The 22,029-nt window shown below is 58.3% G+C and carries 16 protein-coding genes; 7 read left to right on the plus strand and 9 right to left on the minus strand.

Going from position 1 to position 22,029, the window contains the following annotated elements:
• On the minus strand, nt 1-1,386 hold the full coding sequence (locus tag E6W33_RS24970) for a hypothetical protein (protein ID WP_168798757.1): 1,386 nt from the start codon (nt 1,384-1,386) through the stop codon (nt 1-3).
• A gap of 245 nt (nt 1,387-1,631) precedes the next feature.
• On the opposite strand from E6W33_RS24970, the gene E6W33_RS24975 reads away from it, so the two are divergent.
• Nucleotides 1,632-1,991, plus strand: coding sequence for an IS3 family transposase (locus E6W33_RS24975; protein WP_168798758.1), 360 nt, complete (start codon nt 1,632-1,634; stop codon nt 1,989-1,991).
• A gap of 370 nt (nt 1,992-2,361) precedes the next feature.
• On the opposite strand, the gene gyrB is transcribed toward E6W33_RS24975, so the two are convergent.
• The 3 genes from gyrB to dnaA all read right to left on the minus strand — a co-directional run bounded on the left by gyrB (nt 2,362) and on the right by dnaA (nt 7,828).
• The gene (gyrB, locus tag E6W33_RS24985; protein ID WP_136420098.1) at nt 2,362-4,860 is read right to left on the minus strand and encodes a DNA topoisomerase (ATP-hydrolyzing) subunit B; all 2,499 of its coding nucleotides are present in this window, start codon (nt 4,858-4,860) and stop codon (nt 2,362-2,364) included.
• A 174-nt stretch (nt 4,861-5,034) separates the two neighbouring features.
• Nucleotides 5,035-6,138 carry a DNA polymerase III subunit beta gene (dnaN, locus tag E6W33_RS24990; RefSeq protein ID WP_136420099.1) on the minus strand — a complete coding sequence of 368 codons (1,104 nt, stop codon included), beginning with the start codon at nt 6,136-6,138 and terminating at the stop codon, nt 5,035-5,037.
• Nucleotides 6,139-6,433: 295 nt separating this feature from the next.
• On the minus strand, nt 6,434-7,828 hold the full coding sequence (gene dnaA, locus E6W33_RS24995; RefSeq protein WP_136420100.1) for a chromosomal replication initiator protein DnaA: 1,395 nt from the start codon (nt 7,826-7,828) through the stop codon (nt 6,434-6,436).
• A gap of 494 nt (nt 7,829-8,322) precedes the next feature.
• On the opposite strand from dnaA, the gene rpmH reads away from it, so the two are divergent.
• From rpmH to mnmE, 5 genes are all read left to right on the plus strand, one after another.
• Nucleotides 8,323-8,457, plus strand: coding sequence for a 50S ribosomal protein L34 (rpmH, locus tag E6W33_RS25000; protein ID WP_040041456.1), 135 nt, complete (start codon nt 8,323-8,325; stop codon nt 8,455-8,457).
• A gap of 28 nt (nt 8,458-8,485) precedes the next feature.
• The gene (gene rnpA, locus E6W33_RS25005) at nt 8,486-8,881 is read left to right on the plus strand and encodes a ribonuclease P protein component (protein WP_247869786.1); all 396 of its coding nucleotides are present in this window, start codon (nt 8,486-8,488) and stop codon (nt 8,879-8,881) included.
• Entirely contained in the window at nt 8,881-9,141 is a 261-nt protein-coding gene (gene yidD, locus E6W33_RS25010) for a membrane protein insertion efficiency factor YidD (protein WP_136420101.1), read from the plus strand. The genes rnpA and yidD overlap by 1 nt, the downstream gene beginning before the upstream one ends.
• Before the next feature lie 26 nt (nt 9,142-9,167).
• A complete protein-coding gene (gene yidC, locus E6W33_RS25015; RefSeq protein WP_136420102.1) occupies nt 9,168-10,814 on the plus strand; it encodes a membrane protein insertase YidC in 1,647 nt (548 codons plus the stop codon).
• A gap of 247 nt (nt 10,815-11,061) precedes the next feature.
• Nucleotides 11,062-12,432, plus strand: a complete 1,371-nt coding sequence (mnmE, locus tag E6W33_RS25020; protein WP_136420103.1) for a tRNA uridine-5-carboxymethylaminomethyl(34) synthesis GTPase MnmE — start codon at nt 11,062-11,064, stop codon at nt 12,430-12,432.
• Nucleotides 12,433-13,067: 635 nt separating this feature from the next.
• Here mnmE and E6W33_RS25025 read toward each other — a convergent pair.
• From E6W33_RS25025 to E6W33_RS25035, 3 genes are all read right to left on the minus strand, one after another.
• Nucleotides 13,068-13,784 carry a hypothetical protein gene (locus E6W33_RS25025; RefSeq protein ID WP_136420104.1) on the minus strand — a complete coding sequence of 239 codons (717 nt, stop codon included), beginning with the start codon at nt 13,782-13,784 and terminating at the stop codon, nt 13,068-13,070.
• The gene (locus E6W33_RS25030) at nt 13,781-16,507 is read right to left on the minus strand and encodes an HAD-IC family P-type ATPase (RefSeq protein WP_136420105.1); all 2,727 of its coding nucleotides are present in this window, start codon (nt 16,505-16,507) and stop codon (nt 13,781-13,783) included. The genes E6W33_RS25025 and E6W33_RS25030 overlap by 4 nt, the downstream gene beginning before the upstream one ends.
• Before the next feature lie 823 nt (nt 16,508-17,330).
• A complete protein-coding gene (locus E6W33_RS25035; protein WP_136420106.1) occupies nt 17,331-17,552 on the minus strand; it encodes a hypothetical protein in 222 nt (73 codons plus the stop codon).
• Nucleotides 17,553-18,249: 697 nt separating this feature from the next.
• On the opposite strand from E6W33_RS25035, the gene E6W33_RS25040 reads away from it, so the two are divergent.
• Nucleotides 18,250-20,466 (plus strand): OsmC domain/YcaO domain-containing protein, encoded by a 2,217-nt coding sequence (locus E6W33_RS25040; RefSeq protein WP_136420107.1) that lies wholly within the window; start codon nt 18,250-18,252, stop codon nt 20,464-20,466.
• A 48-nt stretch (nt 20,467-20,514) separates the two neighbouring features.
• Here the strand turns inward: E6W33_RS25040 and E6W33_RS25045 are convergent, their stop codons facing one another.
• Nucleotides 20,515-20,889 carry a response regulator gene (locus E6W33_RS25045; RefSeq protein WP_168798759.1) on the minus strand — a complete coding sequence of 125 codons (375 nt, stop codon included), beginning with the start codon at nt 20,887-20,889 and terminating at the stop codon, nt 20,515-20,517.
• 1 nt (nt 20,890) lies between these two features.
• Entirely contained in the window at nt 20,891-22,024 is a 1,134-nt protein-coding gene (locus E6W33_RS25050; protein ID WP_136420109.1) for a two-component system response regulator, read from the minus strand.
• Nucleotides 22,025-22,029: the final 5 nt, after the last annotated feature.

A 22,029-nucleotide genomic window follows, 5' to 3' on the forward strand; every position in this document is an offset into this window, starting at 1 on the left:
TTACATACTCTGGTCGGTGACGACCAAAGAATCCTCCGCGGTTTCGACGTCGGCGCCTTCCACCGTGACCCGATATGCTCCGGCAACCAGGGGCATGAAATCGACGCCGAACCAATCGCCTTCAGCAGGCGTCATTTCGGCAGAGGCCACAGGCAGCTTCTCGCCGCTGCGCCAGAGCGTCGCTTGCAGCCGTGCATCGCTAGTACTCGGACGCGCCCGCACTGACACCGGCTCATCCGAGATGTAGACATCCTCAACCTCCAGCGCAACCTGGGTTTTGGGTCGTCTGAATTCACCAAGGTCGATCTCGAAGCCGGAAAGCACCCCGGTGAGATGCATGATCACCGGATCGGCATTTTGCAAGGAACCGTGCCGCGTGCCGGCATACATGGCACTGGAAGGGTCGGCGCTCAACTCGATCGGAATCGCCGACACTTGCGGTACTGTGCCATCGCCGCCCAGAACCTCGCCCTTGTAGGTTTGCAGCATCTCGACCCGGCCACCAACGAGCCGAGCGGACAAGTTGGTATCCTGCGCAACACCGACCACAGGATAAATGCGATAACGGGATGCCTGGTACTGCGGCAGCTTCTGATTCGACGCCACTGCGGCCTCGATTTCTCGATGGAAGGCAAGGGCGGCGGCAGCCTTGGCCGGGTCGACATTCGGAATGCCAGTCGTCTCGCCCACACGTACGAGTTTTCCATTTCCCGCGTCGTACGATTCGAATACCGGCAACAACTGGTACAAGGCAGTCAATTGTCGCGCCAGTGCAGTCAAGTCCAACGGTCCTTTCTTCAAGCCGTTGGACAGCCCGTCCAACGCATTGAGCGAACCGCGATAAGGCGTACCAAAGGTCACCAGCGCCTTGGTGTCTTTCCAGCCTTCGAGACATTCAAGAAAATAGCGGCTGACGAGCCCGCCCATCGAGTGACCGATCAGGATCAGCTTCGCATTCGCATTGCCGCTCTTTTGCCGCCACGCAGATAACCAACTATGCGTCGCCTTGGCAAGCTTGCGCGCGGCGACACGATTGTCGCGCCGCCAGTCGTAGGGAAACGGGAAAAAATTTTCGCCGTCGGTCACGTCGAAAGCCGACTTGATCGCGTCGGCAATCTTGGCATAACCATCGATTTTCCAAATGCCCGGCAAAAGATGCAGATCCGGCATCAAGGCGTCGGCGGCGATGCCGTCGCCCAGGTCGTCCACCGCAGGATCATCGTGCGGGAGAGCCATCGCGTTGATCATGCTCTCGGCATGGGTAAAGAGTGCCTTGGCGATGGTGCTGGCGGAATAACCCCACACCACTTCGCCGTTCTTCTTTAATACGCTGCCAGTAATACCAGGGAGCAAGACGATGAGGTCCGGCATTTTGTATCGATGCATCGCAATCTCCTCTGTCGGCATCAGGCTCAACCGCATGCCCGTTTGACTATCCGACAAATGCTTCGCTCCCCTAAGAACATCACGGTAAATGCTTTAAGCCGCGATATCTTTGACCTAGATCAGCCGCGTACAAAGCCAAGGTGGCAGTTGCTGGAGCGGGCCAGCGATGTCTTTGCGACGATGGCATCAGGCGAAGCTGCTGGGAATCTCGCGTCCCGACCGTGTATTACCTTCCCAAGGCGGAAATGGAAGCTGGTCTGGCGGTGATGCGCAACATCCACGAATTGCATCTGAAACGGCCATCTGCTGGTGCACGGATGTTGCGCGACATGTTGCGGCGGGACGCCTTTCAGGTCGACCGCAAGCACGCGGCTATGCTGATGGCAAGGGCCGGTATCCAGGCGCTTTATCGCAAGCCCAACAGGAGCAAACGCCAGGCCGCACATACAGCGTATCCATACCTGTTGCGCAACCTGAGAATCGACCGGCCGAATCAAGTCCAGGCAACGGATGTGACAGATGCGCCAATGAACCGCAGCTTCGTCTGCAAGGGCTGCTGGCGCGACAACGTGTTCGTTGAATGGCTATGGAAATCTGTGAAATAGGAGGCAATCTATTCGCCCACTTTCGAAACCGTTACCCAAGCCCGGCAGTCGCTGGTCAGGTATTTCGATTTATATAACCGGGAGCATCCTCTTTCCAGTCTTGACGCCAAGACGCCCGATGAGGCCCACTTCAAGTCGCTGTCTCAACGACAGGCAGCTTAATTCGCAGAGATCATTGGCTTAAGCTTCACTCTTTCACAAATACGACAGCAAAAAGGGCTAACCAGATTGGTTAGCCCTCGCTCTTTTCTCGCTCTTTTCTCGCTTTTTACCAGACCTATGTAGGCCAGTCGCGTTAACTATGACCGCCTGGTCGCACGATTGTGGCGCCAATCGCAATTACGCTGGCGCCTTACGGCTACGAGTCAACTTACACGTCAATATTCCCCGCCTGCAGCGCATTCAATTCAATAAACGCCCTGCGCGGTTCCACGTCATCGCCCATCAGCGTCGTGAAAATCTGATCCGCCGCAATCGCGTCCTCGATCTGCACCTTCAGCAGACGGCGCACCGTCGGGTCCATCGTGGTTTCCCACAACTGCTCGGGATTCATTTCACCCAGACCTTTGTAGCGCTGCTTGGACACGCCGCGCTCGGCTTCATCGCGCAGCCAGTCCATCGCTTCGTGGAAGTCCTTGATGGCGATTTCCTTGGCCTTGTCGCCCTGACCGCGGCGAACCATCGCGCCCGGGCCGATCAGGCCCTTGAAGGTGGCGGCGGCGGCTGACAGCACGAGGTAATCCGGGCCGTGCACGAAGTCGGCGTCGATGGTGCTGATCTTCATGTTGCCGAAGTGGCGGCGCTCGATGCGCAGCATGTGCTTGGCGGACAGTTCGTCGGATTTGACGACAACGGCGACGCTCGGGTCGTTGATGGCCGCAGTCAGCGCTTGCGCAGACGCTTCCGCGCTGGCGGCATCGTCGAGCTTGAGCGTGACGCCGGTCATGATGGCCGACAGCGCAGCTTCGTCGACCGCGCGCGACAGGCGCATGATGATGGCGTTGGCGGTGTTGTACTGGCGGACCAGTTCGGACAGCGCTTCGCCGACGATCGGTTGCGCGCCTTCGGTCGGGATGAGGGCGGCGTCGTGCAGCGCGATCTGCATCATGTACTGCGCTTCTTCGACATCGTCCTTCAGATAGCGCTCGTCCTTGCCGTGCTTGACCTTGTACAGCGGCGGCTGCGCGATGTAGACGTGGCCGCGTTCGACCAGCGCCGGCATCTGGCGATACAGCAGCGTCAGGAGCAGGGTGCGGATGTGCGCGCCGTCGACGTCGGCATCGGTCATGATGATGAGACGGTGGTAGCGCAGCTTGTCGATGTTGAATTCGTCCGGGCCGATCGAGGTGCCGAGCGTGGCGATCAGGGTGGTGATCTGTTCCGAGGACAGCATCTTCTCGAAGCGTGCCTTCTCGACGTTGAGCACCTTGCCGCGCAAGGGCAGGATCGCCTGGAACTTGCGGTCGCGGCCCTGCTTGGCGGAGCCGCCTGCGGAGTCACCCTCGACGATGTACAGTTCGCACAGCGCCGGGTCTTTTTCCTGGCAGTCAGCCAGCTTGGCGGACAGGCCGAGACCGTCCATCACGCCCTTGCGGCGCGTCAGTTCGCGCGCCTTGCGGGCGGCTTCACGAGCGCGCGCGGCTTCGACGATCTTGCCGCAGATGATCTTGGCGTCGTTCGGCTTTTCCATCAGGAAGTCGGTCAGCGTCTTGGCGACGATTTCCTCGACCGGACCGCGCACTTCGGAGGAGACGAGCTTGTCCTTGGTCTGCGAGCTGAACTTCGGCTCGGGCACCTTGACCGACAACACGCAGGTCAGGCCTTCGCGCATGTCGTCGCCGGCCACCTCGACTTTCGCTTTCTTCGCGAAATCGTTTTCTTCGATGTACTTGTTGATCACACGCGTCATCGCGGCGCGCAGGCCGGTGAGGTGGGTGCCGCCGTCGCGTTGCGGGATGTTGTTGGTGAAGCAGAGTACCTGTTCGTTGTAGGCGTCGTTCCATTGCATGGAGACGTCCACCGTGATCATCGTGCCCTGGTCGGAGAGTTTCTCGCCGGTCGCCTGGAAGATGGTCGGGTGCAGCACGGACTTGCTCTTGTTGATGTATTCGACGAAGCCGCGGGTGCCGCCTTCGAATGCGAAATCCTCTTCCTTCCCGGTGCGCTGGTCGGTGAGCTTGATGTGCACGCCGTTGTTGAGGAAGGAGAGTTCGCGGATGCGCTTGGCGAGGATGTCGTAGTGGAACTCGATGTGGTTGAAGATCTCTTCATCGGCCCAGAAATGCACTTCGGTGCCACGCTTGTCGGTTTCGCCGATGACCTTGATCGGCGAGGTGGGAATGCCGTCGACGGTTTCCAGCTCGCGGTTCTGCACGATGCCCTTGGCAAACTCCATGGAGTGCACCTTGCCATCGCGCCGAATGGTCAGACGCAGCAGCTTGGACAGCGCGTTGACGCAGGAGACGCCCACGCCGTGCAGGCCGCCCGAGACCTTGTACGAGTTCTGGTCGAACTTGCCGCCGGCATGCAGTTCGGTCATGACGATTTCCGCGGCGCTGCGCTTGGGATCGTGCTTGTCGTCCCACTTGATGCCGGTCGGGATGCCGCGGCCGTTGTCGGTGATCGAGATCGAGTTGTCCGAGTGGATCGTGACGTGAATCTCGGTACAGTGGCCGGCGAGCGATTCGTCGATCGAGTTGTCGAGCACTTCGAATACCAGGTGGTGCAAGCCCGTGCCGTCAGACGTGTCGCCGATGTACATGCCAGGGCGTTTGCGGACGGCTTCCAGACCTTCGAGGATCTGGATCGAGGACGCGCCATACTGGCTGGCTTGCGGTTGCGGGGTGTTTTCTTGAGGAATCGCGGACATGGCTGCCTTCTGATGAATCGAGTTACGTCTAAAAGAACGGTTTGGCGGTCGGTTTCCTTCCACCTGCAGGGGTGGAAGAGAGAGGTTTGCCAAAAAATTTAAACTTCCAAAAATGCAGCAAAGGGGCTCGCCATATTCACAGCGGCCCCCTTGCGAATTACGTTATCAAACAAATCAAATACGCATCGGCATCACGACATACTTGAAGTCTGCGTTTTCCGGTACGGTGATCAGCGCCGATGAATTGGCGTCGCCAAGGGCGATGTTGATATTGTCGCCCTTGAGGTTGTTCAGCACATCCAGCAGGTAGGTGACATTGAAACCGATATCGATGCTGTCGCCGCCGTAATCGATTTCGAGTTCTTCCACCGCTTCTTCCTGATCGGCGTTGGTGGAGCTGATCTTCAGGCTGCCCGGACTGATGATGCAGCGCACGCCCTTGAATTTGTCGCTGGTCATGATGGCCGCGCGCTGCAGCGAGTGCAGCAGCGTCTGGCGGTCGATCGTGAAGTTGTTCTTGTAGCCCTTCGGGATCACACGCGTGAAATCGGGGAACTTGCCTTCGACCAGCTTGGAAATCAGTTCGATGTCCGCGAAGCTCAGCTTCACCTGGTTGGTCGCGATCTCGAGGTCGACCGGGTTGTCCAGGTCTTCCAGCAGGCGCTGCAATTCCAGGATGGTCTTGCGCGGGATGATGACTTCGTGGCGCTGGAAATTCTGGTCGGTCTCGACCTGGCAGAACGCGAGGCGGTGACCGTCGGTCGCGACAGCGATCACGTTCTTGCCGTCGACCACCAGCAGCATGCCGTTCAGGTAGTAGCGGATGTCCTGCTGCGCCATCGCGAAGTGGACCATGTTGAACAGGTGCTTCAGCGTCTTTTGCGGCAGTGTGACTTTCGCATTGAACTGTTCGGCCTGCGCGACGGTCGGAAATTCCTCGGCGGCCAGGGTCTGCAAGCCGAAGCGCGATTTGCCGGACTGGACCGTCATGCGCTTGTTGGCGAGCGACAGGGACACCTCTCCGTCGGGCAGCGCGCGCAGGATGTCGAGCAGCTTGCGCGCCGCCACCGTGGTGGCAGCCACTTCGCCGCCGCTGCCGACATCGGCGTGCGTGGTGATCTGCACTTCAATGTCGGTGGACAGGAAAGACACTTTTTCGCCGTCCTTGCGAATGAGGATATTGGCCAGAATCGGCAACGTGTGCCGACGCTCGACAATACCACTCACGATCTGCAGCGGTCGGAGAAGCGTGTCTCGTTGGGTTTTGACCAATTGCATGCTTTTGTCCTTGTAGTAATTAGGTTGAGACAGTGCTTGAGTTCAGGCGAAACGGCAGGTCTGGAAAGAACCGACACTGACCAGGAAAAACAAACGCGGAACAACCTCTATTTTGACAGAAAAGGGGGGCTTCCAAGAAATCAAAGTGTGGGGTTTTTGCCTTCTTGACAAGCCTTTTGTCCGGAGATCAGCTCCTTTCGCCTTGCGGGCGAAAGGATTGGTTTCTCTGCGGAAATGCCTTCTTATTAGGCACGCAGTCTTGTCGGGTTATCCACAAGGGCATGAGCAGCTGTGCTTAACCCTTGAGTGTCTGCTCGAGCACATGCAATTCGTGATTCACTTCCGGGTTCTTGGAACGATCGGTGGCGATCTTGCGTACCGCATGCAAGACCGTGGTGTGATCACGTCCGCCGAACAATTCGCCGATTTCCGGCAAACTTTTCTGCGTCAATTCCTTGGCGAGATACATCGCGATCTGGCGCGGACGGGCAATATTGGCCGGGCGCTTTTTCGAGTACATGTCGGCAACCTTGATATTGAAAAAGTCGGCAACCGTCTTCTGGATGTTCTCTACCGATATCTGTCTATTTTGGACCGACAGCAGATCTTTCAATGCTTCCTTGACAACATCGATCGTAATATCTTTGCCATGGAAGCGGGAATACGCCAGGATTTTGCGCAGCGCACCTTCAAGTTCACGAACGTTCGATCGTAAATGCTTGGCAACAAAAAATGCCACATCGTCGGACAGCACAGCGCCTTCCTGTGCCGCTTTTTTCAGCAGAATCGCAACCCGCATTTCCAGTTCCGGCGGTTCGACCGCGACCGTCAGGCCGGAGTCGAAACGGGAAATCAGGCGATCGTCCATGCCGCTGATTTCCTTCGGATAGGTGTCACTGGTGATGATGATTTGTTTCTTTGCAGCAATCAGAGCCTCGAACGCATAGAAGAATTCTTCCTGCGTGCGGCTCTTGCCGGCAAAGAACTGAATATCGTCGATCAGCAACATGTCCAACGAATGGTAATAGCGCTTGAAGTCGTCGAAACCCTTGCGTTGGTAAGCGGTCACTACGTCGCGAACATACTGTTCTGCGTGGATGTAGCGAATACGGACGTTCGGATTATCGACCAGCAACTGGTTGCCGATGGCGTGGATCAGGTGGGTCTTGCCGAGCCCCACGCCGCCGTACAGGAACAGCGGATTATAGGAAACGCCGGGGTTGTTGGCGACCTGGATCGCGGCGGCACGAGCCAACTGGTTGGCCTTGCCGGTGACGAAACTGTCGAAAGTGAGCGCGTCGTTGATCTTGCTTTGGTCGCGCTTTTTTGTTTCCTCGATGGCAATGTCGACGCGCTCGATCGGGTCGGGAAGATCCATCATGTCCGGACCGTCCGCCATCGCCATGGCGGCCGCCGCAGGAACCGGCGCCGGCTTCCTGGCGACATTGAGACGGGGGTCGAGCACGAACAGCACCTCGACCGGTGCCTCCCAGTACTGGGAGGCAAGCGTGGTAATGCGGTTGGCGAACTGGGTTTTCACCCAATCGAGCTTGAAGCGGTTCGGCGCGGCGATGCGCAGGCGGCCGTCTTCAAAATCGAGTGGTGTCAATGGTTTAATCCATGCACTAAATTGTTGAGGCGTAAGCTCCTGCTCCAGCAGTGTGGAGCACGTCTGCCAAAAATTTTCCATGAATTTTTTCTAATGTCGGAGGGGGGCGTGGAAAATGACCAGCTGCCTTGCGTCTGGCCTTCCGGCAATCTGTCCGGTCCGGAATTTGTCGGACTGTTCAGCGGAGTGCAGGGGCGTATGGCAAGGTCAGGCGGTCCACGCGGGAGGGCTATTCTATACCCGGCATGGGGAGTTATCCACAGGCTGCGTCATTTTTCCGACATAAAAAAGTCCTTGCAATTGTGGATAATTTGGGCATGCCGAGGCGCCTGGTTTTGCTTATTACCAAGCGAAATGAAGTACTCCGCTGCGCCCGACGGGAGCGCCGTTTTCGGACGCCGGAGACCCGGGTGGCGCGGCCCTTGCCGCTTTGCCACTGCCTAAGTGATTGACAGAAAAGTGGAAATTGGGGTTTAATTGCGGGTTCACTGCCTGTTGCGTCTTGTGTCCGATCACAAGACAAGAATGGGCTGCGTGATGATCCCACCCATTTTTGCTGACTAGCGAGACCAATAATGAAACGTACTTACCAACCTTCCGTCGTCCGCCGCAAGCGCACCCATGGCTTCCGCGTCCGCATGGCAACCCGCGGTGGCCGCGCTGTGCTCAATGCACGCCGCGCCAAAGGCCGCAAGCGCCTGGCTGTCTAAGCCAAGCGCTGCACCGCACGCTGCTGGCGTGGGCGACGCTCGTTCCCAAGACTACGCACGCGATCGGCGAATCGTTAAAACGGATGAGTTTTCATCCGTTTTTCGTTTGCGGCCCGTCTATCGCACCGCGCATTTCGTACTCTATGCGCGCAGCAATCAATTGAATCAAGCCCGGCTGGGCATCGTTGCCGCCAAACGCTTCGCGCCGCGCGCGGTCACACGCAATACGATCAAGCGCATTGCGCGTGAATTGTTCCGCCAATCCGCCCTGCCGGCGATCGATTGCATCGTCCGCCTGTCTAAACCCGTGAATTCCAAGGCCGAGCCTGCAACGACCGCCAAGCTCAAGTCCGTGTTGCGCGGCGAGCTGGCGGCGCTGCTGGGTTCGCAACGCGCCGCGCCCACTTCCACGGAGGCCCGCTGATGAAAACGCTTTTGCTGCTACTATTGCGCGCGTACCAGCTGGGCATCAGCCCTTTTCTCGGCCGAAACTGCCGTTTTTATCCAAGCTGCTCGAACTACGCCCTGGAAGCCGTGCGCGAACATGGTGCGGCAAGAGGCAGCCTGCTGGCAGCAAAGCGCCTGTGCAAGTGCCATCCGTGGCATCCGGGAGGGCTGGATCCGGTACCGAAGAAAACCAGCGACAAACCGGCGGCAGACGCCTGCGCCTGCCATCACCACTGAATTCCTGATTACTGAATAAAACGCTTATGGATATCCAACGTACCGTCCTGTGGGTTGTCTTCTCGTTGTCCCTATTGCTGTTGTGGGACAACTGGATGCGCTACAACGGGAAGCAGTCGATGTTCTTCCCGACCGCGACGCAATCGGCCAAGCCGGCTGCCGGCAGCGCGCCGGCCAACAAGGCCGACGTGCCGCAGGCAAGCAGCACTGCCGCGGCACCTGCCGTGGTGCCGGGCGGCGCCGCGCAAGTGAAGAGCGAAACCGTCACCATCACCACCGACGTGTTCAAGGCCGATATCGACACCCTGGGCGGCGAGATCAAGCGTCTGGAACTGTTGCAGCACAAGGATCCGGTCGACCCGACCAAGCACATGGTCCTGTTCGAGTCCGACCCCAATCACACCTACCTCGGTCAAACCGGCCTGATTGGCGGACCTTATCCGAACCACAAGTCGCTCTTCGTCGCCAAGCCGGGCCCGCGCACGCTCGACGGCAACAACGAACTGCAACTGGTGCTGGAATCCGAACAGAACGGCGTCAAGCTGGTGAAAACCTTCACCTTCAAGCGCGGCGATTACGAAATCGGCCTCAAGCATGACGTGATCAACAACAGCGGCGCGCCGATCAACCCGTCGCTGTACGTGCAACTGGTCCGCGACGGCAACAAGCCGGAAGGCACGTCGAAGTTCTACAGCACCTTCACCGGTCCTGCCGTCTACACCGACGCGGATAAATTCCAGAAGATGACCTTCGAGGATATCGAAAAGGGCAAGGCCAAGCACGCGACCAAGGCCGACGACGGCTGGATCGCGCTGGTGCAGCACTATTTCGTATCGGCCTTCCTGCCGCCGCAAAAGCAGCCGCGCGAGATCTACACGAAGAAGGTTGACACCAATCTGTACGCGGTCGGCACCATCCTGCCCCTGGGCACCATCGCACCGGGCGCGAGCGCCACGCTGCAGACGCCGCTGTATTCCGGCCCGCAGGTATCGACCACGCTGGAAAAACTGGCACCCGGACTGGAACTGGTGAAAGACTATGGCTGGCTGACCATCGTCGCCAAGCCGATCTTCTGGCTCATGACCCAGATTCACAAGGTGCTGGGCAACTGGGGCTGGACCATCATCGTGCTGACCATCATGATCAAGCTGGCCTTCTTCCCGCTGTCGGCGGCGAGCTATCGCAGCATGGCGAAGATGAAGACGGTCACGCCGAAGATGCAGAACATCCGCGAGCGTTACAAGAGCGATCCGGCCAAGATGAACCAGGCCATGATGGAGCTGTACCGCACCGAGAAAATCAATCCGCTCGGCGGCTGCCTGCCGATCGTGGTGCAGATCCCGGTGTTCATCGCGCTGTACTGGGTGCTGCTGGCATCGGTGGAAATGCGCAATGCGCCGTGGCTGGGCTGGATCCACGACCTCGCGTCGCCCGATCCGTTCTACATCCTGCCGGTCGTGATGGCTGTTTCGATGTTCATCCAGACCAAGCTGAACCCGACCCCGCCGGATCCGGTGCAGGCCAAGGTCATGATGTTCATGCCGATCGTGTTCTCGGTGATGTTCTTCTTCTTCCCGGCCGGCCTAGTGCTGTACTGGGTCGTGAACAACGTCCTGTCGATCGCACAACAGTGGGTGATCACGAAGAAGATCGAAAGCGGCAAGCCGGCCTGACACCTGGTTTCTGCAAACAGGAAGCCCGTGCGATGCGCGGGCTTTTTGTTTTTTGTCCACGAAAAACACGGAAAGCACGGAAAAAACCACACCAGAAAATTTTTACCGATTCAAACCTGTGTCAACGGATAGATGCCATTGAACGCACCTCTTCATTTCCGTGTCTTTCGTGGGGCACGCCGAGTGCTTTCCGTGGACGCCCGCTTTTCTGTTGCCTGACGACATCTCCAACCCTACAATCATTTTCATGAACTACGATTCTTATCCGATTGCTGCCATCGCCACCGCGCCCGGACGGGGTGGAATCGGCGTCGTGCGCGTGTCCGGCAAAAACATCGCTCCGATAATGCAGGCGGTCTGCGGCACTGCCCAATTGCAGCCGCGTTATGCGACCTACCTGCCGTTCAAGAATGAAGACGGCAGCACCATCGACCAGGGCATCGCGATCTATTTCAAGGCGCCGCATTCTTACACTGGCGAAGACGTGCTTGAATTGCAGGGCCATGGCGGGCCGGTGGTGATGCAGATGCTGCTGGCGCGTTGCCTGCAAGCCGGCCAGGAGATCGGGCTGCGCGTGGCGCAGCCGGGCGAATTCACGCAGCGCGCTTTCATGAACGACAAGCTGGATCTGGCGCAGGCGGAAGCGGTCGCCGACCTGATCGAGGCCACCACCGAAGCGGCGGCCAAATCGGCGTCGGCCTCGCTCAGCGGCGCATTTTCCAAAACGATTCATGAACTGGTCGACAAGGTGATCCACCTGCGCATGCTGGTGGAAGCCACGCTCGACTTTCCGGAAGAAGAAATCGATTTCCTCGAAAAATCGGACGCGCGCGGCCAATTGGAACGCATCCGCGCCAAGCTCAACGAGGTGTTCGAGCAGGCGGCGCAAGGCGCCCTGCTGCGCGAAGGCTTGAACGTGGTGCTGGCGGGTCAGCCGAATGTGGGCAAGTCGTCCCTGCTGAATGCGCTGGCCGGCTCCGACGTCGCGATCGTGACGCCGATCGCGGGCACCACGCGCGACAAGGTGACCGAAACGATACAGATGGAAGGCATTCCTCTGCACATCATCGATACGGCAGGCATCCGCGATTCCGGCGATGAAGTGGAACGCATCGGCATCGAGCGCACCTGGAATGAAGTGAGCAAGGCCGACGTGATCGTGCATCTGCTGGATGCGAGCCGCGGACCGACACGCGGCGACGAGGACATCATCGCGCGCTTTCCGCCCGCGGTACCGGTGCTGCGCGTATGGAACAAGATCGACTTGTCCGGGCACAAACCGGCGGTCGACCGCATGCCGGACGCAACGCACATCTATCTGTCGGCGACGGAGCGGCGCGGCATCGATTTGCTGCGCACCGAATTGCTGCGCGTGGCGGGCTGGCAGCAGACCGGCGAGTCACGCTTTCTAGCGCGCGAGCGTCATCTGCTGGCGTTGAAGGCGGCGCGCGAGCATCTCGATCTTGCTGCAGAACATGCATCGAAGGACAGCCAGGCGCTCGATCTTTTCGCAGAGGAATTACGCATCGCGCAGGAACGTCTGAACAGCATCACCGGCGAATTCACATCGGATGACTTGCTGGGCGCAATCTTCAGCCGCTTCTGCATCGGGAAATAGTTAGTAATCCGAAGAACTCCAATCGGTTCCAAGATTTAACGGCCGGGAGCAGGCAGAGGCCAATGACGGCGCGGCTCGCTGCCGTGATCGTTCTTATCGAGACGTCTGCGAGCGGATGACATCAGGGCCGGTGCCGACGAGTACCACAGAAGGCCGAATAGATCTGTGCAATCGGCACTTATGCCTTTAGCCTGTTCCGCTGCCTTCCGTTCCCTGGTTATCGATAGTTGACTTAGCCAGGATAAGGGTCTGGGTACCAGGCAAACCAAAGGTAACGTCATGCGTGAATTGGTTCATGTGATTGACAAGACCATATGCTGTCGGCTTACAGGTTGGCGCCGTTCGTTTTGCGGTGTGTGTAGGGGGCGGGAGGTCGACAAGGGCAAGACAACAGGCGCTCGGAACAAGGCAAGGGCCACTGCGCGCGTCACTGAATCATTTTCTGCTTGTATGCAAATACAATTAAGCAACGATTCAAACAGGCGACGACCTGTGAGAGCTCTCGCTTATTGCTGTCCACCGATATCCAGTCCGGCAACTATCGGCGCTGGTCGCGTCCTGCAGCCTCCCGGCCTTGGACATGTGCCGTTGTCTCCAAGACGCGCAGTCTCTGGCCGAACACGGGAAGCTCGTGTTTAGAGCCGCCAGGTTGCAATGATGAGGGCGGCATAGACGATTACTCCCATGACGAATGCGGCCGACCTAAAATCCTTTGGGCTTGGTAATTCATGGCGCACAACGTTGATGACCGTGCCGCCGGCAATCAAGGCAAGCATCCCGTACAGCACCCCTTCCGGCAGCGCGAAGCCTGCTGCCAGTGCACAACCAATGACCGGCATTGCAGCCAATGCGGCACGCCAGCGCCAATGATATGCGTCGGAGCACAGGTGCAGCAAGAAGAGGTCGTTAAAGAGCAGGTGGAGACCCAGCGCCGTGACGTAAAAGCCCAGGTTCAGCGGACCTCCGTGGGCTTCTTCCACCACTCCGGCACCCGCAAGGAAATTATAAACAAGGAACAATACGGCGAAGCCCAGGCAATCGTCTTGCAGGCTGGGGCTTTTCGCCAGATGCACTTGCAGCAGATAGATTGTTGATAATGCGCCCAACAGCAAGATGAAGAGGGTCTCCAGCGGTTCGGGCCCGAGCGGCAATAAGGCGTGAATCTTGGGGGCGCCGTATTTGGTGAGCTCGAACAGCAGATACAGCAACACGTACGCAAGCCCGGTTCCGCCAATGAAGCTGTCCAACGATGCAAGATGTCGTTGCGGCAGGCGAGTAATCGCCGGCGCAAGAGCATAGACGCCTGCGAGCACCAGGCTGCCGGCCAGTGCCGCCACTGTTTCGCCCATCATGCCTCCGTCTTTTCGAGGCGACGAAAGCGCCAGCGCACGACCTTATAGATTTCTGCCGCGACCAGCAGGCTCAGGCCCTCGGCAGCCGCCATGGCGAACTCCCAAGCTGCGATCGGTACGGTGCCGAGCAATAGCTGGAGAGGCTCCCAATATACAGCGAGCAATTGGATGAAAAATGCAATTAGCGCTGCGCCGAAAAGCCATCGATTGGGCGGCAGCTGATAGATGGGCCGCTCCGCTGAGCGAAAGGCGAACGCGCTGAAGGCCTGAAACGTGGCATTGACCGTGAAAGCCTCCGTTCGCGCATGCTCGATCGGCGTCCCCATCGACAGTTCCCAGGCGAATATGGCCAGGGTGCCAGCGGCCATGCCAAGGCCCATGCACATCACCCGCACGAAAGCCGCACGGGTGATCAGGGGATCGCCCGGCGGGCGTGGCGGACGGGTCATCAGGTCGGGATCCCCCTGTTCAAGGGCCAAGGGCTTGTCGAACACACCTGTTGCCACCAGGTTGATCCACAACAGCATCACGGCGGTGAGCGGCAGCGGCAAACCGAGAACGAGCGAGCCTGCGACCATCGCAATGTTGCCGACGCAGGTCGCCGTCAAGTACTCCGCCACCTTGCGCAGGTTGTCGGAGATCGCACGCCCTTCTTCCACGGCGGCGACGATGGTGGCGAAGTTATCGTCGGCAAGTACCATGTCTGCTGCGCCTTTTGCGACCTCGGTGCCGGTGATGCCCATGGCGATGCCGATGTCCGCTTGGGACAGGGCCGGTGCGTCGTTGACGCCGTCGCCGGTCATCGCAACAATTGCGCCTTTGCGTTGAAGCGCTTTTACGATGCGCATCTTGTGGGAGGGGTTGACGCGGGCATAGACGGCTGCCCGCTGCACGACATTCTCAAGCTCGTCATCCGTCATCTTCTCCAAGTCAGCCGCTTCCATCACAGTCTGGCGCTCCCGCAGGATGCCCAACTGGCGCGCAATGGCCGCTGCCGTTGCGCGGTGATCGCCCGTTATCATGGCGACTCGAATGCCGGCGGTCTGACATGCCCGGACCGCGGGAATGGCTTCCGGACGCGGTGGATCGATCATTCCAACCAGCCCGACAAGCACCAGTCTTCCGTGCACATAGTCGGCCGACAGCACTCCGGGATGGTCCACAGCGCGAACTACGCCAAGCGCAAGCGTGCGCAGCGCCTGTTCAGCCATGCCATGCCCGGCGTTGAGCAGGCTGGCGCGCGCCGCCTCATCGAATTCCAAAATCGTGCCGTCGATCGCCTGATAATGGCTGGCCATCGGCAGGAGTCGTTCCAGCGCTCCCTTCGTGAACGCTACAAGTTCGCCGTCGGGAGCGCGGTTGAGGGTTGCCATCCATTTGCGTTCCGAGCTGAAGGGAATTTCATCAATGCGGTCCCACTCTTCATGGAATTGCAACTTCTCCGAAAGCACCCGCAACGCGCCTTCAGTCGGATCACCCAGAACGCGCCACTCGCCGTCGACCTGCTCCAAAATCGAGTCGTTGCACAGCCGGGCGCAGGCGGCAAGCCAGCGCAACCCGCGCGCTTGCTCGGCAGTCACAGGGATGCCGTTGGCCAGCACGCGGCCACTCGGCTCGTAGCCTGCGCCTTCTACGGCAAGGATCTGGCTGCCCATGCTGATCTGCTCGACGGTCATCGCATTGCGCGTCAGCGTGCCGGTCTTGTCCGAGCAGATGATGGTGGCGCTGCCAAGGCCCTCGACGGCCGGCAGCCGGCGTATCATCGCCTTCCGCCTGGCCATGCGTGTGACGCCGATGGCAAACAGCACCGACACGACGATCGGCAAACCCTCCGGAATTGCCGCCACCGCCAGGCTGATCGCCACATAGAACATCTCGGCAAAGGGATGGCCGAGCGCCACGCCCAGCGCCAGCACCGTGCCGATGATCATCACAACGATGATGCCAAGCCGGCGGCCGAAATCGGCCAGCTTGCGCTGCACCGGGGTCTCCGTGCTCGCCTCGGCCACATCGGAGGTGATCTTGCCCACCTCGGTGTCCATGCCGGTCGCTACCACGACGGCCCGTCCCCGACCGGATACCACGGCTGTGCTCATGAACGCCATGTTGACCTGATCGCCCAGCGGCAGATGCCCTTCCCCCTCGATTGCCTTGCTGTCCTTGGGCACAGGCAGCGACTCACCCGTCAATTCCGCCTCGGCGATCGCCAGTTCGCTTGCGTGAATGATCCTCGCATCGGCTGCGACGCGGTCGCCAGACTCAAGGAGCAGGATATCGCCCGCAACGACTTCGCTCGCTGGAATCTCTTCCACCCGGCCGGCTCGCATGACCCGGGCTCGCGAGCTTGTCAGCCGCTGTAACGCAGCGATCGCCCCCGCGGCGCGTTGTTCGAGCACATAACCGAGCGTGGCGTTGATGAACACGATAGCCAGAATCACGTATACATCGAGACCTTTTTCCATGAAAAAGGCGATCACTGCCGCAGCCAGCAGGATGAGAATCAGGGGACTTTTGAATTGCTCCAGGAAAATCGCCAGCCGGGAGCGACCGCGCTTGACGGCCAGCTGATTCGGGCCATGTGTCGCAAGACGTCGTCTGGATTCCTTGAAATCGAGCCCGCTCTCGGTAGTATCGAGTGACGAGAGTACAGCATCAGGGGGCAAGGTAAACCAGGGAGTGTTAGTAGATGCGCTGTGGTGCGGCGTGCGGTGTTGCGATGGCATGCTTCACTCCTTCTGGCTTTCAATCCGGCGCAGGTTCCGTGAGAATCGCTTCGACCGGCGCCGGAGCGGATCGCCCGTCTTTACTTTAATCTTGGCATCATTTATTCGGTGACCGCATCAACGTTACAGTCTATCCAGACGACGGCACAAATGGCCCTGCCTTATACCTGTCTCTGACTTTCCGCAAATTTGCGTAGCTTGTTTTGTACTTTTCTTTCGATAACAAGAAAAGTTTCCCCTGTCGATCAAACTAGGGGTCACTTCCTAGGGTCTGTCTGGCAGGGCAAAACTGAAGCAGATGAGTCGATAGGCGGTGGGTCGAACTGATTTATCCGGGAAACAATGACGTCAGCAGAAACGCCTATTCCGGGAAACTTGCGACGAGGGCATGCGTAGTTTGATCATCGACGGATGCTTCACGGCGTACCGTGAAGGCTGAAGACTGGGGCGCTTTGGCGCGACGTATCCCTGCGCGTATTTATTGTTTGCACTTTGAAATGATGCAGAAAATTGTCCGGCCCCTTTCTTTGGTCCGCACTTCGGTACACAAAATACTTTTAGATTGACCAAAGCACAGCCCCAATCCCGAGTTACCGGCGATTCTCAACATTCTGCATTGAAAGTAAATTCCGGGGCAGCGAGTGCATTGATTTTAGTCAAAGGAAGAATTTCCTTATAGATCATGCACATAAAGAACCTTGTTCTGCGTTATCCACAGAAATATCCACGCAAAATGTGGGCAAGTCATCGGACTCATCATCGACACGGGAATGTTCGCGTGTCGATGATGAAGCCGGCGCTCATGTGATGTCGCGGACTGTCGTCAGGCTTCGACCCCGGCGAGCAGGCGATGTGCGAGCGCCTTGGCCTGCTCCAGCGCTTGCTCCGGACTGTCCGAAACGGCTTCGACGGTGTGCTGCGTGTCGTCGCTGCCTGCGCCGCGCTCGCGGCTGAGCATGACCACGCCGCGGAACTTGCCGTCGTCCTGCTCCTGAATATCCGCCTGCGCTATCCAATCCGCCTTGGTGTATTTGATGACTGTCATCACTGCCTCCTTCACGCATGAGCGTAGGACTGTGCAAGGCAGGAGATGTTCAGACCGCGCGCTTTCCAACGCAAGGCATGCCTTGATTTTGATCAGACTGAAAATTTCCTTGCGGATCATGGAGATAGGCATGCTTGTCCTGGCTTATCCACAGAATTAGCCACAGGAAATGTGAGTAAGTGAAATACCCCTGACGACCGCTGCGATCTCTCGCATTAAAGTCAGTTGGAACAGCCAGGCTGGACACGGTGTAGAACGCTCTTTCTGATCGTGCGTATTGCGGCGGTAAAGTTGTTCTTTTTCGCAGCCTGGACGTCACTGCTGAATGGCTGCAACCACCGGCTGGAAAACGGTGACGACCGGACGCTCGTTATTATGAAGGTGGGGGATGCCTGAGAACGGCCGATTGTGTTGAAAAACTTCGGAGAAATATTGGTCGGCTATCGGTAGGAGCGAACTAAGTCGCCGAAGGACAGAAAAAGCGCTGCCTTTTAATGGACTGATTTATTCAACAACTCGCAGTGCTGCAGTCGATTCGACTTCGATATTTGCTGCAGGATTTTTCAACAGAATCGGCCAAAAGCGGGCATACAACTACATTAAAAAGCGACTACTCGGTCGCTTTTTCGTTGCGGGACGCGCGCTTGACGGATAATAGCGGCCACATCATTTTGAGCACCATTTTTGGAAATCTCGCATGGAAATCAAGGTCAATTTTCTCGATAAGCTTCGTCTCGAAGCCAAGTTTGATGATTTCACGGTGGTGGCCGACCAGCCTATCCGCTATAAGGGCGATGGCTCGGCGCCCGGGCCTTTCGATTACTTTCTGGCCTCATCGGCCTTGTGTGCAGCCTACTTTGTCAAATTGTATTGCGTGACTCGCAACATCCCAACCGAAAATATCCGCCTGTCGCAGAATAATATTGTCGATCCGGAAAACCGTTACCAGCAGATTTTCAAGATTCAGGTCGAGTTGCCGGCGGATATCTCTGACAAGGACCGTCAAGGTATCCTGCGCTCCATCGATCGTTGTACGGTGAAAAAAGTGGTGCAAACCGGACCCGAGTTTGTGATCGAAGAGGTAGAGAACCTGGATGCCGATGCGCAGGCCTTGCTGACCTTGAAGCCGGCTGCCGACGCCAGCACCTATATTGCGGGCAAGGATCTGCCACTGGAGCAAACCATCGCCAATATGTCGGGCGTTTTGGCGGGCCTGGGCATCAAGATTGAAATCGCGTCGTGGCGCAATATCGTTCCCAATGTGTGGTCGCTGCATATCCGCGATGCGCACTCGCCGATGTGTTTTACCAACGGCAAGGGAGCGACCAAGGAAAGCGCGTTGGCGTCGGCGTTGGGAGAGTATATCGAGCGACTCAATAACAACCATTTCTACGCCGGTTCATTTTGGGGTGAAGACATCGCCAATGCGGCGTTTGTCCATTACCCGAATGAGCGCTGGTTCAAGCCGGGTCGCAAAGATGCGCTGCCGGCTGAAATTCTCGATGAATACTGCTTGAGCATTTACGATCCCGATGGCGAGCTACGTGCCTCGCACCTGGTCGACACCAACTCCGGCAATGTGGGGCGCGGCATCTGTTCGCTGCCCTTTGTGCGGCGGTCGGACGGTGAAGTGGTGTATTTCCCGTCCAATCTGGTCGAAAACCTCTACGCCAGCAACGGCATGAGTGCCGGTAATACACTGGCCGAAGCGCAAGTGCAGTGCCTGTCCGAGATTTTCGAACGCGCGGTAAAGCGTGAGATCCTGGAAGGCGAAATGGCACTGCCGGATGTGCCGCACGACGTGCTGGCGAAATACCCTCGCATTCTGGCCGGCATACAGGGGTTGGAAGAGCAAGGCTTTCCGGTGCTGGTGAAGGATGCGTCGCTGGGTGGAACCTATCCGGTGATGTGCGTCACCTTGATGAACCCGCGAACTGGCGGCGTCTTTGCCTCGTTCGGCGCGCACCCAAGCTTCGAGGTTGCGCTGGAACGGAGTCTGACGGAATTGCTGCAGGGTCGCAGTTTCGAAGGCCTGAACGATCTGCCTCAGCCCACCTTTGAAAGCAACGCGGTGACTGAGCCAAACAACTTTGTTGAACACTTCATTGATTCCAGCGGTGTCGTGTCGTGGCGCTTTTTCAGTGCCAAAGCGAATTTCGATTTTGTCGAGTGGGATTTTTCCGGCCAGGGCCAAAACGACAAAATGAGTTCCAATGCCGATGAAGCCGCGACCTTGCTCGGCATTCTTGAAGACATGGGCAAAGAAGTGTACATGGCGGTGCATGACCAGCTGGGCGCCATTGCTTGCCGGATTCTGGTGCCAGGCTATTCGGAAATTTATCCTGTAGAAGATCTGATCTGGGACAACACTAACAAGGCGCTGTTGTTCCGCGAAGATATCCTGAACCTGCATCGCCTGGACGACGCCAGCCTGGAAGCACTGCTGGAGCGTTTGAATAACAATGAGCTCGATGAATACTCCGATATCGCCACCTTGATCGGCATCGAATTTGACGAGAATACGGAATGGGGGCAGCTGACCGTTCTCGAGTTGAAGCTGCTCATTCATCTCGCCTTGCAGCAACTCGAGGAGGCACACGACCTGGTGGGCGCCTTCTTGCAGTACAACGACAACACGGTCGAGCGCGGATTGTTTTATCAAGCCTTGAACGTGGTGCTGGAGGTGCTGCTCGATGACGAGCTGGAACTGGACGATTACGTCGTCAACTTCCGCCGCATGTTTGGCAATGCACGGATGGACGCGGTGCTAGGCTCAGTGGACGGCAGCGTGCGCTTCCATGGCCTGACGCCAACCAGCATGAAACTGGAGGGGCTCGACAGGCACCGCCGCCTGATCGACAGCTATAAAAAACTGCATATGGCGCGGGCCAACGTAGCCGCTATAGGCAGTTAGAAAAATCAGATGCTAAGCGGCGTTCCGTCCGACTGACTTTAATACTAGCTATGTGAATTCGACCTGTTCGATGGTGCGCAGCAGCGTGGTCGGATTGAAGGGCTTGACGATGTAGCCGGCGGCACCGTGTTGTACCGCTTCCATGACCGATGCGCGGTCGCTGTTGCCGGTGACCATCAGCACCTCGGTGCCGGGCAATTGTTCGCGGATGCGCTTGAGCACGTCGAGGCCGCTGCAGTCCGGCATCGTGATATCGAGGCAAATCAGTTTCGGCCTGAGTTTTGCCGCCAGCTCCAGCCCGAGCTGTCCGCTGCCCGCGACGCCGACCACATCGTATTTATGTTCCATCAGAATGTGGCGCAGCATCGCGCGGCTGACGTCGTTGTCGTCAATAACGAGGACCGACACCTGGGATGGGTTCATGTCATGCAACCGATTGCTGCGCGAATTCGACGTGGTCGTCGCTGTACTGTCGCGCGATTTCAAGGAACTGGTGTTCGATCTCGATGAAGGCGTCGAACACATCCGGGTCGAAATGGCTGGCGCGCCCCTTGCGGATGATGGCCACCGATTCCTCGTGACTGAACGGTGGCTTGTACACGCGGCGCGAAATCAGCGCGTCGTAGACATCGGCCAATGCCATCAGGCGCGCGGCCACTGGAATCGCGTCGCCCTTCAGGCCTTGCGGGTAGCCACTGCCGTCCCATTTCTCGTGATGCGAATAGGCGATGTCGCGCGCGAAGGCGAGAAAGCCGTTGCTGCCGCCGAGATGCTTTTCCACCGCGATGATGGCGTCGCGTCCGTACACGGCATGCAGCTTCATAGTCTCGAATTCATCCGGATCGAGCTTGCCCGGCTTGAGCAGGATGCGGTCGGGCACGCCAACCTTGCCGATATCGTGCAGCGGCGCCGACTTGAACAGCAGGTCGATGTTTTCCTCGGTCAGCACGGCTGAAAAACGCGGATGGTCGCGCAGCTTGCGTGCCAGCGCGGCGACATAGGCCTGCGTGCGGCGGATGTGATTGCCGGTTTCATTGTCGCGCGTTTCCGCCAGCGAGGCCATCGCGAGAATGGTGGCTTCCTGCATCTGCATGACCTGACGCGTGCGCTCGGCGACCAGGTGTTCGAGATGGGTATTCTGGTCCTTGAGGAACTGGCGCGCCTTCTTCAGGCTGAGCTGCGTCGCGACGCGCGCCAGCACGATGGGCGGGCTGATCGGCTTGGGAATGTAGTCCACCGCGCCCAGGCTCAAGCCCATTTCCTCGTCTTCCTGCTGGGTCTTGGCGGTGAGGAACATGACCGGGATATCGGCGGTTTCGGGTGCGGCCTTCAGGCGGCGGCAGGTTTCATAGCCGTCCAGCTCCGGCATCATCACGTCGAGCAGGATCAGGTCGGGGTAGGGCGGCGCGGAGGCGATCTGCAGCGCCTTGAGGCCGTTGGTGGCGATCTTCAGCTTGTACTTGTCCTTCAGCAGCGCCGACAGCAACGAGATATTGTCCGGCGTGTCGTCCACGATCAGGATGGTTTGCTTGCGCAGACTGTCGAACGGAATACCCATCTGGA

The sequence above is a fragment of the Herbaspirillum sp. ST 5-3 genome (assembly GCF_004804275.1).
GTDB lineage: Bacteria > Pseudomonadota > Gammaproteobacteria > Burkholderiales > Burkholderiaceae_D > Noviherbaspirillum.

Coding starts and splice junctions, on each gene's coding strand:
- E6W33_RS25035 (WP_136420106.1), bottom strand. CDS start 17,552: ATGACAGTCATCAAATACACCAAGGCGGATTGGATAGCGCAGGCGGAT.
- gyrB (WP_136420098.1), bottom strand. CDS start 4,860: ATGTCCGCGATTCCTCAAGAAAACACCCCGCAACCGCAAGCCAGCCAG.
- E6W33_RS25045 (WP_168798759.1), bottom strand. CDS start 20,889: ATGAACCCATCCCAGGTGTCGGTCCTCGTTATTGACGACAACGACGTC.
- yidC (WP_136420102.1), top strand. CDS start 9,168: ATGGATATCCAACGTACCGTCCTGTGGGTTGTCTTCTCGTTGTCCCTA.
- E6W33_RS25040 (WP_136420107.1), top strand. CDS start 18,250: ATGGAAATCAAGGTCAATTTTCTCGATAAGCTTCGTCTCGAAGCCAAG.
- E6W33_RS24975 (WP_168798758.1), top strand. CDS start 1,632: ATGGAAGCTGGTCTGGCGGTGATGCGCAACATCCACGAATTGCATCTG.
- E6W33_RS25050 (WP_136420109.1), bottom strand. CDS start 22,024: ATGGGTATTCCGTTCGACAGTCTGCGCAAGCAAACCATCCTGATCGTG.
- mnmE (WP_136420103.1), top strand. CDS start 11,062: ATGAACTACGATTCTTATCCGATTGCTGCCATCGCCACCGCGCCCGGA.
- dnaA (WP_136420100.1), bottom strand. CDS start 7,828: ATGGAAAATTTTTGGCAGACGTGCTCCACACTGCTGGAGCAGGAGCTT.
- dnaN (WP_136420099.1), bottom strand. CDS start 6,138: ATGCAATTGGTCAAAACCCAACGAGACACGCTTCTCCGACCGCTGCAG.
- E6W33_RS24970 (WP_168798757.1), bottom strand. CDS start 1,386: ATGCATCGATACAAAATGCCGGACCTCATCGTCTTGCTCCCTGGTATT.
- rpmH (WP_040041456.1), top strand. CDS start 8,323: ATGAAACGTACTTACCAACCTTCCGTCGTCCGCCGCAAGCGCACCCAT.
- yidD (WP_136420101.1), top strand. CDS start 8,881: ATGAAAACGCTTTTGCTGCTACTATTGCGCGCGTACCAGCTGGGCATC.
- E6W33_RS25025 (WP_136420104.1), bottom strand. CDS start 13,784: ATGATGGGCGAAACAGTGGCGGCACTGGCCGGCAGCCTGGTGCTCGCA.
- E6W33_RS25030 (WP_136420105.1), bottom strand. CDS start 16,507: ATGCCATCGCAACACCGCACGCCGCACCACAGCGCATCTACTAACACT.